15 protein-coding genes and 1 pseudogene are annotated in these 8,675 nt (G+C 41.3%); 15 read left to right on the top strand and 1 reads right to left on the bottom strand.

From position 1 onward, the window contains the following. From JGK20_RS32735 to JGK20_RS32770, 8 genes are all read left to right on the top strand, one after another. The coding region (locus tag JGK20_RS32735; protein ID WP_293233584.1) for a hypothetical protein at positions 1 to 868 on the top strand (868 nt) is incomplete at its 5' end. Then, positions 828 to 1,535: an FtsK/SpoIIIE domain-containing protein gene (locus tag JGK20_RS32740; RefSeq protein WP_293233606.1), complete on the top strand. Its 708-nt coding sequence runs from the start codon at positions 828 to 830 to the stop codon at positions 1,533 to 1,535. The genes JGK20_RS32735 and JGK20_RS32740, both read left to right, overlap by 41 nt. Before the next feature lie 40 nt (positions 1,536 to 1,575). Further along, positions 1,576 to 1,794 (top strand): hypothetical protein, encoded by a 219-nt coding sequence (locus JGK20_RS32745; protein WP_293220773.1) that lies wholly within the window; start codon positions 1,576 to 1,578, stop codon positions 1,792 to 1,794. 10 nt (positions 1,795 to 1,804) lie between these two features. Then, a complete protein-coding gene (locus tag JGK20_RS32750; RefSeq protein ID WP_293220776.1) occupies positions 1,805 to 2,746 on the top strand; it encodes a hypothetical protein in 942 nt (313 codons plus the stop codon). Positions 2,747 to 2,754: 8 nt separating this feature from the next. Beyond that, complete coding sequence (locus JGK20_RS32755) at positions 2,755 to 3,126, top strand: EndoU domain-containing protein (RefSeq protein ID WP_293233586.1); 372 nt, start codon at positions 2,755 to 2,757, stop codon at positions 3,124 to 3,126. Between the two features lie 19 nt (positions 3,127 to 3,145). After that, positions 3,146 to 3,412: a MafI family immunity protein gene (locus JGK20_RS32760; protein WP_293233588.1), complete on the top strand. Its 267-nt coding sequence runs from the start codon at positions 3,146 to 3,148 to the stop codon at positions 3,410 to 3,412. Continuing rightward, on the top strand, positions 3,385 to 3,771 hold the full coding sequence (locus JGK20_RS32765; protein ID WP_293233590.1) for a hypothetical protein: 387 nt from the start codon (positions 3,385 to 3,387) through the stop codon (positions 3,769 to 3,771). Before JGK20_RS32760 ends, JGK20_RS32765 begins: the two co-directional genes overlap by 28 nt. A 27-nt stretch (positions 3,772 to 3,798) precedes the next feature. After that, positions 3,799 to 4,173 carry a hypothetical protein gene (locus tag JGK20_RS32770; protein WP_293233592.1) on the top strand — a complete coding sequence of 125 codons (375 nt, stop codon included), beginning with the start codon at positions 3,799 to 3,801 and terminating at the stop codon, positions 4,171 to 4,173. A 64-nt stretch (positions 4,174 to 4,237) separates the two neighbouring features. Here the strand turns inward: JGK20_RS32770 and JGK20_RS32775 are convergent, their stop codons facing one another. Beyond that, the gene (locus JGK20_RS32775) at positions 4,238 to 4,450 is read right to left on the bottom strand and encodes a helix-turn-helix transcriptional regulator (RefSeq protein ID WP_293180530.1); all 213 of its coding nucleotides are present in this window, start codon (positions 4,448 to 4,450) and stop codon (positions 4,238 to 4,240) included. A 194-nt stretch (positions 4,451 to 4,644) separates the two neighbouring features. Between JGK20_RS32775 and JGK20_RS32780 the strand changes: the two genes are divergently transcribed. The 7 genes and pseudogenes from JGK20_RS32780 to JGK20_RS32810 all read left to right on the top strand — a co-directional run. Beyond that, complete coding sequence (locus JGK20_RS32780; protein WP_293233594.1) at positions 4,645 to 5,088, top strand: hypothetical protein; 444 nt, start codon at positions 4,645 to 4,647, stop codon at positions 5,086 to 5,088. 90 nt (positions 5,089 to 5,178) lie between these two features. After that, positions 5,179 to 5,469 carry a hypothetical protein gene (locus tag JGK20_RS32785; protein WP_293233596.1) on the top strand — a complete coding sequence of 97 codons (291 nt, stop codon included), beginning with the start codon at positions 5,179 to 5,181 and terminating at the stop codon, positions 5,467 to 5,469. A 203-nt stretch (positions 5,470 to 5,672) separates the two neighbouring features. Then, a complete protein-coding gene (locus JGK20_RS32790) occupies positions 5,673 to 5,972 on the top strand; it encodes a BrnT family toxin (RefSeq protein WP_293233598.1) in 300 nt (99 codons plus the stop codon). Beyond that, positions 5,969 to 6,169: a hypothetical protein gene (locus JGK20_RS32795; RefSeq protein WP_293233600.1), complete on the top strand. Its 201-nt coding sequence runs from the start codon at positions 5,969 to 5,971 to the stop codon at positions 6,167 to 6,169. The genes JGK20_RS32790 and JGK20_RS32795 overlap by 4 nt, the downstream gene beginning before the upstream one ends. Positions 6,170 to 6,270: 101 nt before the next feature. Next, positions 6,271 to 6,855 carry a Uma2 family endonuclease gene (locus JGK20_RS32800; protein ID WP_293233602.1) on the top strand — a complete coding sequence of 195 codons (585 nt, stop codon included), beginning with the start codon at positions 6,271 to 6,273 and terminating at the stop codon, positions 6,853 to 6,855. A 358-nt stretch (positions 6,856 to 7,213) separates the two neighbouring features. Next, complete coding sequence (locus JGK20_RS32805; protein ID WP_293233604.1) at positions 7,214 to 8,395, top strand: GTPase; 1,182 nt, start codon at positions 7,214 to 7,216, stop codon at positions 8,393 to 8,395. A gap of 35 nt (positions 8,396 to 8,430) precedes the next feature. Continuing rightward, positions 8,431 to 8,675 (top strand): annotated as a pseudogene (locus JGK20_RS32810) (hypothetical protein); the annotation flags it as partial.

Consider the following 8,675-nt stretch of genomic DNA (forward strand, 5'->3'; position numbering starts at 1 on the left):
AACCAATGATATGTCAGCAGTCTGCGATGTCATCCACCGCTTAGACAGCAAACTCATTTTAGAAATCACCCTGCAAACCTATGACAACCCCAATCAAAAATCTTTGTGGGTAAATGCCATCAACCAAATGCTCGCTCAATTGGATAAAGTCAACGCCAACACCAGCGGAATCAAAGACAACATTCTCTCAGTCACATCAGCACTCTACCAAAAATACCAACAGTCCTATCCCAACAGCGACCTATTCCAATATAGCATCAAAGCCCTAGCAGAAAATCGTGCCGATGCTTTTCCCGTCCTCGACGCTCTCATCCATGAAGCCATCAAAGAAACACCTCACGGGAAACGATGCCGCATCATCCAAGTTAGCAAAAATCAACCCGGTTTTTCCGAAAGCTTAGAAGCCACAAAAAACGTAGATATTTCAAGTGCTATTGAATGGGAAGGCTGGCAGAAAAACAACAGTGAAATGTCAATTGCAAATGCAATTCAGCCACAAAAAAAAGGATTAGGAAAATTAGGTGGTAATTTTGGCAGTCTTCCCGACAAACCATCATTGTACTATCCAAATCAACCACCAATGATAGGCGGTGTCAACTCAGAGCAAAATCCAAATCTACCGCAACTATCTAATGCTGTTTCAGATGGTTCAGGTTTAGCGAAGTTGTCAGCAACTCCGCCACCATCTCGGATGGTTGATTTAAAGCCATTGCACCGGCTGGCGACAGCCCAAGAAATTAGCGGCTTTTTCCGCATAGCTATTTCCCAAGAAACCTCTATTTCAAGTAGGACAGAAAAATCCTTACGTAACATCAAGCTGGTCAGAAATTGCTCATCGTTTAGTGGCTGGTGTACCAGGTGCCGGTAAAAGTAACTTTCTGAATTGGGTGATTTTTCAGTTTATCTATGCTAATCCCACAGGAAAAATTTATATTGCCGATTTTGCTGGAGTTGACTTTAATTTTTTGGTCAAGTATCTCAAAGATAATGTTGAAATTGTCACAACCATAGAAGAATGTCAGTTATTCGTTGAAAAACTCCACACCGATGAGTACCAAAGACGAATTGAATTACTCAAACAGTATGAAGTGCAGAATATACAGCAATTAAAGAAACAGGGGGTTGATATCCCACGCACCCTTTGGATAATTGATGAAGCCGCTGCTATTGCTCGTGCTTCTGATAAACTGCAACGAATTATTGAAAACCGATTAATTCAGTATGCTAATCAAGGGAGAAAATGCGGTTTTCATGTTGTTTTTTGCACCCAAAGACCTACAAGTGCGATAGTTTCAAACCAGGTGCTTGATTCCTGTGAAGAAAAAATTGTTTTCCGGGTGACAGAAGAAGCCAGTGGACTGATTCTAGAAAACAGTTTAGCTGGGACAATACCAAAAAAAGCGCTTGGTAGGGCTGTTCTAAAAGGATCTGAAGGTGATAATATATTCGTGAATACTCCCTTTATTAGCATTCCTGTAGGGAAAACAGTGTCACTACAAGATACGCTCTGGCGTCATCTAGTATCTGAACCTTAAGTGGAGATGTTTGTATGTATTTATCAAAGGAGGTTAGTCTATGAGCTTATCATCTGAAATCGAAGAATTCCGGGGCATGATTAGCCGAATAGTTGAGTCACTGGAAGACGTAAATGCGTCCTCAAGAAAAGTTCCTGAGACTGTTCAATCTGAACTAAGCAGAAAATTTTCAAGTTTATCAGAGGGCTGTGATGAGGTATCTAGCGAACTCAGAACAGCCATTGAAATGCTTGAAGGAATTAAATCCCGTTGGGGTTAAGGAGTAAAATATGACACTCAGAGACGACATCGAACAATGGCGGACTAAAATCGCCCAACTACTAGAAGCGATGGATGAAATTCATGCTTGCGCCGATCGACTTTCTGAGTGTCCTGCTTCTGAGTTAGGCTGGCAGTTTTCGACGCTGCTAGAAATGTGTGAGGAAAGCTTAAGTCAAGTTGAACGTTTAAGAGAGGAATTGGAAGAGATACAAAACCGGTGGGGTTTTGGTACGATGAGGAATCAAAGTTTTTTGTCTTCAATCACTCATCCAACAACTAAATTGGCTAATACGACTGTTAATGATACTTCTATTCAAGATACGATCGCCAAAAGCGAGATTTTTTTGACAACCGCTATTGCATCAGGTGTACCCACATGGCTAGCCCTCGAACTCGCTAACCTTCCGGGTGATTCTTGGATGTTATATGAAAATCCCAACGCGACAGAAAGACTCACTGATTTAACCCAAAATCCCGCCAGTGACTATTATCAAAAAAAACCGAGTACGCAACTACAAGGCGATCAAGGGGAATTAGCCTTATTAAAAATGCTGTTAGACTCTGATGATACAGAAAATCTTCTGTCAAGTTTACGAATCAAACCTAAACTTAATTTTGAAAATGGCAAAGGTTACTGTAAACCAGATTTTTATCTAACATCTCACCGTTTAATTTGTGATGCCAAAGCTTATAAACCTAGTTCGATTAGCTCTATTAAGACAGCATCTAAGAAATATGTTAACTATCTTCAGGAAAATGGAGGAGGTGAAGTCAGATTTTATGTACCTAGAGATACTTATATCAAATGTCAGCACAAACTCAATCGACTTCAATCTCAAGAAAACGGCGTCAATGTTACCATCCATCCTATGACCATTGATTATGAACATATACTTTGGAAAAAAGAATTAGTTTATACTTATCTTAAGTCTTTGCTAAAGTTTAAGTAACTCCTTCTATGAGCAATAATTCTTCAGGCAATATTCCCAGTGGAGTTGATGTCAATAATCTATCTCAAATCAACTCTCAGCAACGCACTCATATTCTCGATAGTGACACCACAGGAGGTGGTCACGGCCCTGGTAGAGGAATTTCTGGTAAAAGTGAATTTCCCGCAAGCTGGAGCGACGAGCAGACTATCAATTATATTTCAGAGGTGATTCAAGACCCTAATTCTATCTGGTTCCAGCAAAATGGAAAGGCGGGTGCTAAATACACCAAGACCGGAAACCCTGTAAAATGGCAGATTGATGGAACTAGAGACGGTGTTAACATAAGAGAGGTGTCATCACAGCTTTTCCGACTAATATATCGCCCAACCCGTAGATAATAATTAAGGAGATAGACTCATGTTTGACAATAAAATTGTGGTAAAGAAGCTTAATGAAGTCCTTACGCAACTTAAGGAAGTTTTCTCGGACGATCAAATAGAATTCCTTCAATCTTACATCAATGCGGGTGAGTGGAATTTGGCGTTAGAGACTTTGTGCGATATTCTCATTGAGGAAGAAATACCGATAGATTCAAGGGGTTATGAACTTTTGCAAGAAGTGGGCAATACCTTGAACATGGAAAAGGAAACGCAGCAATGGTCAATCACTATTTATCTGACATAACAGTTGCGTGGTTCAATCATCACGAACTACCTGCGGATGAAATGCAAGAATATTTGCCATTAGTTCAGTGGATGAAACAAAACGCCAGCAATCACGATGATTTGGAGTATTTGAAACTGGCATTTGAATATTTGCTGACACATCCTGATGTGAACCATGAAGATTTTTCTGGCGGCCGTTACCCTTACGATAGCGATGATATCATAGAAATAATTGATTTTATCTACAGAACAATTTGGTCAGATTCACCTCCAGTATCGCTGAGCAATTCCGATGACGTACAACTTGTGTCTATATCGTTAGATGATTGGTGGGCCAGTCGCGAACAATTGGCTGAACTAATCACTTTATCAAAATAGTCTCATTGGTAAAAGACAGAGGTAAAGATGGCAAAAAAAATCTGGATTGTCTATAAAGCCGAAACCATGAGTGCTCCCGGTTGGGAAGAACGCCAGCTTATGCCGAGGGGCGGTTTAACTGATATTCTGTGGGAAAACTGGAGTTGGGAGGAAAACCCAATTCTTCCCCAGCCTGGAGACAGAACCCGCGACTACGACAATCTCTCTGATTCCGGTAATGGAGTAACTCACGGGAAAGATGGAGATTGGATAGTTACTAGCGTTCACCAGTTTTCTTCCTTTGATACTGACTTGCGAATTGTGCTGTGCTACTGTTCTTTCCAACCGATTACTTCTGATTGGGAAGCGCTTCAACCGGGTGAGTCTGTGAATCAGATATTGGCAACTGTCGAGCAATATTGAGTTGATGAAAGTTCGATCGCGTCTGGAGTAATTCAGACGCTTTGTTTGAATGTAAATATGCCTTTTATTCCTGCACAATTTCCACCAACTCTTCAATCATCACATCAAATGTGCGGGCCAATTTGTGTATGGAAATGAAGTCAATAGTTGACACCCCCGGACAGCGGGCGTAGTGTCTGACGGTGCTGTAGATGACTCCCGATCGCTCTGAAACCTCTTTCAGCGTCCAGCCTTTCTCAGCAGCGAATTCTCTGACTTTTAACCTGACTAAACCCATACTTGACAAATGATGGTATACCGTCATAAGATGGTTTTATCCTAAAAAGCGATCGCCCCAACGCCTGGAAAACTAAAGGGCGATCGCCTGTTCAAATCAAACTCTTGCTTTCACAGAGGTCAACTACCCGCTTTCCGAGAGTTCAAACACCCGTAAACGACACGTCAACTACTCATCTCAAACAATTACAGACTATGGTAGCAAACTTTTCGCGGAAATCAACCCCCGTTCATCCCTTGAGCCGGTTTGCGACTAAAGAGTCGATCGCGCGTCTCCTCAAAATCAAGGTAGAACAAATATATCGCATCGAACGCTGGCGGCATATCCTTTACGTGCACGCCCAAGGAATGAGTCGCTTTGTCAGCTACGCCGACTTACCGCCAATTTTGGGAGTGGAATCGCCCAAAAGTTTAGATTTTGGTTACTGGAAGCGGCGCATGGCCAGCAACAAACAGAGAAATGCACCGGATTTTTGGGTAGATTTCTATGCACAGAAATTTAATCAAGCTGTATCGGTTCCTGAATTGTTCGACTGGGGGCGATTGGTGGGAGTGATTAAATTTATGTTGCCGAAAATAGCAGTTGAATCGCTGCGGAATGTTTATGCACAGGAAAAATACGTGCTGGAACATTTCTAATTTGTAGCACAACACTTCAGAAAGGGCGATCGCTAAAATATAATTGGACTACCTAAAATATCCCTCGAAAACAAGCAAAGGAAAAAAACAATGACAACAGAACGCTGGACAGACGCAATGATGGATGATTTGGCTTCTACCGTTGAGGATTTGTCTTCCACTGTAGAGCAAACAACTCGGAATATCGAACAAACTAACCGCAATGTCGATATGCTTGTAGGTGCCGTCAATGCTCTTTTAGAAAGAGACAGTCAACGGGATGAAGAAATGCGGCGGCGGGATGAGGATTTTCAACAGTACAAATTAGAAAACGACCAAAGATTTAATACTCTGCTTGAAGAAGTCAGATTTTTAATCAGAAAACTGGGAGATAATCAATGAAAGATACTTTTTTTCATGATGTGTATAAACGCCCTTACTAAAAGTATTAATCCATAAGTATTGTTAGCAATATTTGGGAGACAATCAGATTGCGAATCAACCGGGTTTATTTCACCACGAATTGTTACACAAGTTACAGTAGTGCATCAACTCATAATTTATGTTATGATTGAGTTGTACCTGAATCACGCTCGTAAATCGCTTTGGATTATAACTTTGATTGGAATCCAGCCAAAGAAAAGCAAAATATTCGCAAGCACCAATTAAATTTTCGTTTGGCATCAACTGTTTTTCGCGATCCGTATCAATTAACACTCTATGATGAAGAACACAGTCAAGATGAAGATAGATGGATTACCATAGGCGTAGATGAAACAGGAATTTTCAGGGTTGTTGTCCATACCTTTGAACAAACAGAGCGCTCCTCCTGCATGATTCGGATTATTTCAGCACGTAAAGCTACTTTCATTGAAACACAATCTTATCAAGAGAGGAAATTATGAAATCAGAATATGATTTTTCTGCGTCAGAGCAAGGCAAATTTTACCATCCTGATGCTACCTTTCATTATCCAATTTATCTAGAAGCTGATGTCGAGCAGTTCGTGACTAAAATTGCCGAAACTAAAAATATTGACGTTCAAGTTTTGGTCAATGAATGGCTGAGAAACAACATTAAATTAATTCAAAGTATTGAGTAGGTTAGAAACCCGGTTTCTCGCGCCGCACCCATCATCCCGACAATTTCCGCAGCATCAGCGATAATAGTATCAGCGAACTATCCAAAATCGAGGAAAAATCTATGCTCGCGACTGCCAGCGAATTATCCACAATCGAGGAAACAGCTCTGCTCGCGACTGCCACTGTACCAGACAATCTTACCATAGAAGACTTCATGGCTCATCCGCCCAAGAATATGGAATGGGTGGACGGTCAAATCGTAGAGAAACATGGAGCCACACTCAAGCATAGTAAAATTCAATCAAGCTTGAGTTTTTCTTGGGCAAATTACATGATTTTTCGCCAACAGGGAGGTGAAGTTTATATTTCACCACCTTGCCGCACCAACCGACAAGTTCGCCGTCCCGATGTAGCTTATCTCACACCAGAATTAGTTGCACAATTCGGCGATGTTCCTACTTTTCCGCAGAGTTTCTCTTTAGTTGCCGAGATAGTTTCACCCACAGATATTGCTGAAGATGTCTTTCTCAAAGCACAGGAATATTTGGCATCTAGCTGTCAGGAAGTGTGGCTAGTTTTCCCTGAAAGTCATTTAGTATTCGTGGTAACACAAAATCAAATATTGGGATTTCGAGCGGGCGAAACAGTCAGCACGCAACAAGTTCTCACAGGTTTTACCATTGCCGTCGATGAATTGTTAGCTTAAAATATTAAATTATTAGATAAATGATTCTTTGAGTCCGTGCACCATCCGGACTTTGTTTGTCGAGCATCGGAATTATATTCTGCGACAATTATTATTCTGCGCGCATTCTCAAATCAAATTGCTACAATATTTTTAACAGGACTTACTCATTAAGGCCAAAAAAACCGGGTTTTTTACCTAATCTGTCGATTACAATCCAGGATTTTCGTAAAAAAACCCGGTTTCTCACTACCCGAAGGCCCAAGAAACCGGGTTTTTTGCCCAATTTGTGGAATCCAACGAAGGATTTTCGTAAAAAACCCGGTTTCTCACTACCCCTCCGTAAGTCCTATTTAGTAATAATTCGGAGCAAATCGCCATGTCAGACGACTTTTCCTTAGACGACGTGTTAATCAACAGTTACGATGCCTTCAAAGACGCAGAAAACCAAGTGGGACAGTGCAATGTTTTAGTCATCGGCAAAACCGGAGTCGGCAAAAGTACCCTGATTAATGCAGTTTTTCGCCAGCGCTTAGCAGAAACCGGAGTCGGCCGCCCCGTCACTCACGGTATCCGCCAATATACTAAACCGAATTGCCCGATCGCAGTTTACGACACTCCTGGACTTGAACTCAACGCCGAACAAATTAAAATTATTCAATTAAACGTTGCTAAACTCATTGAAGACCAAAGACTTCTGCACCCCAAAGAACACATTCACGTCATTTGGTACTGCATCAATCACGGCGCAAATCGCATAGAATCCGTGGAGGAATGCTGGCTAAGAGAAATGGAAATCATGGATGTACCAGTTATTTTAGTGCTGACTCAAACTACATCGAAAAAACCGAGCGAGTTTTTCAAGCAACTGGAACACATGAATTTGCCAGTCAGTCTAATTATCCCAGTCATGGCTGAACCAGAAGAAATTGATGAGGATTATACAGTAAAATCTCACGGTTTAGATAAGTTGGTCGATGCAACTTTTCAACTGCTACCGGAAGTAGCAAAAAAAGCCTTTGTCAAAGAACAAATTGCCAATATTGGACTCAAATCTGATATGGCATTTAAGTATTTAAGTGCCTATGTTGCCGGTTCTGCGATTATCGGTGCAACTCCTGTGCCGTTTGCTGATGCGCCAATTTTGATGACGATGCAAACGGCAATGATTGCTAATATTACTGTGATTTTTGGAATGCCCTTTGATAAGGGATTTATCTCGGCGATGCTGTCTGCTATTAGCGGTGCTGGTGGGGTGACTGCTGTTGGTAGAAGTATTGTGACTAATTTGATTAAAATGATTCCGGGTGCGGGTACAATTGTCGGTGGTGCTATCTCCGGTGCAACGGCGGCTACTCTGACGCTGGCTCTTGGTTTGGCTTATATTGAAGTTCTGAAAGCTTATATGAAAGCTCAAGTTAATGGTGAACAGCTTTCTTTGCAGCAGTTGACTAAGATGTTTGTGGATTTGTACAAGGATTATGCGTCGTCGGGGCGCAAAACTTTGAAGGATGATAATCGGAATCAACCAAAACCTCCTAATCAAATTAATATTGATTAAATTGGGCATGGGGCATTGGGCATGGGGCATTGGGCATGGGGCATTGGGCATGGGGCATTGGGCATTGGGTGAGTTTCAATTACCAATTACCAATTACCAATTACCAATTACCAATTACCAATTACCAATTACCAATTACCCATTACCCATTACCCATTTCCAAAGATTGCTATAATATTATTGAATTCTGCAAAAGGGAGTCAATGGCTATGGTAATGACAGCCGTTTTATCAGAAAATGTTTCTCTAGAAGACTTCATCGCTAGTCCCCCCGACGATAT

Origin of the sequence: Microcoleus sp. PH2017_05_CCC_O_A (genome assembly GCF_020738785.1) — a bacterium.
Lineage (GTDB): Bacteria > Cyanobacteriota > Cyanobacteriia > Cyanobacteriales > Microcoleaceae > Microcoleus.

Excerpts from the sequence above, each read along its gene's own strand:
- JGK20_RS32800 (WP_293233602.1), top strand. The coding sequence starts at position 6,271 with ATGCTCGCGACTGCCAGCGAATTATCCACAATCGAGGAAACAGCTCTG.
- JGK20_RS32755 (WP_293233586.1), top strand. The coding sequence starts at position 2,755 with ATGAGCAATAATTCTTCAGGCAATATTCCCAGTGGAGTTGATGTCAAT.
- JGK20_RS32765 (WP_293233590.1), top strand. The coding sequence starts at position 3,385 with ATGGTCAATCACTATTTATCTGACATAACAGTTGCGTGGTTCAATCAT.
- JGK20_RS32785 (WP_293233596.1), top strand. The coding sequence starts at position 5,179 with ATGACAACAGAACGCTGGACAGACGCAATGATGGATGATTTGGCTTCT.
- JGK20_RS32750 (WP_293220776.1), top strand. The coding sequence starts at position 1,805 with ATGACACTCAGAGACGACATCGAACAATGGCGGACTAAAATCGCCCAA.
- JGK20_RS32770 (WP_293233592.1), top strand. The coding sequence starts at position 3,799 with ATGGCAAAAAAAATCTGGATTGTCTATAAAGCCGAAACCATGAGTGCT.
- JGK20_RS32745 (WP_293220773.1), top strand. The coding sequence starts at position 1,576 with ATGAGCTTATCATCTGAAATCGAAGAATTCCGGGGCATGATTAGCCGA.
- JGK20_RS32780 (WP_293233594.1), top strand. The coding sequence starts at position 4,645 with ATGGTAGCAAACTTTTCGCGGAAATCAACCCCCGTTCATCCCTTGAGC.
- JGK20_RS32775 (WP_293180530.1), bottom strand. The coding sequence starts at position 4,450 with ATGGGTTTAGTCAGGTTAAAAGTCAGAGAATTCGCTGCTGAGAAAGGC.
- JGK20_RS32795 (WP_293233600.1), top strand. The coding sequence starts at position 5,969 with ATGAAATCAGAATATGATTTTTCTGCGTCAGAGCAAGGCAAATTTTAC.
- JGK20_RS32805 (WP_293233604.1), top strand. The coding sequence starts at position 7,214 with ATGTCAGACGACTTTTCCTTAGACGACGTGTTAATCAACAGTTACGAT.
- JGK20_RS32760 (WP_293233588.1), top strand. The coding sequence starts at position 3,146 with ATGTTTGACAATAAAATTGTGGTAAAGAAGCTTAATGAAGTCCTTACG.